The sequence below is a fragment of the Streptococcus mitis genome (assembly GCF_905187535.1).
GTDB classification, from domain to species: domain Bacteria; phylum Bacillota; class Bacilli; order Lactobacillales; family Streptococcaceae; genus Streptococcus; species Streptococcus mitis_BS.
The window spans coordinates 1-323 of record NZ_CAJJIE010000037.1; the positions used below are offsets into that span (position 1 = coordinate 1).

Consider the following 323-nt stretch of genomic DNA (forward strand, 5'->3'; position numbering starts at 1 on the left):
GATTACATTCATGTCTTGGACCTTGCACAGGCTCATGTTAAAGGAATGAACTACCTATTTCAAGAAAACAGTTCTTCTCAAATCTTTAACTTAGGAACTGAAAAAGGCTATACCGTCAAAGAAATCTTTAAAACTGCTGAAGAACTACTGAATCAAAAAATACCACACGAAATTGTTGCTCGACGTGCTGGTGACCCAGCTAGCGTCCTAGCAGACGCATCAAAAGCTAAAAAATATCTTGATTGGAAGGCTAGCTACTCCCTCGAAGATATTATTTTATCAGATTATCGTTGGCGTGTTAAAGAAGGCAAAAACATTTTGGA

General features: G+C 37.8%; 1 protein-coding gene. It reads left to right on the forward strand.

Annotated elements, in window-relative coordinates; all coding sequences use genetic code 11:
- On the forward strand, positions 1-323 hold a 323-nt coding region (locus JQ841_RS04915), incomplete at both ends, for a GDP-mannose 4,6-dehydratase (protein ID WP_203180294.1).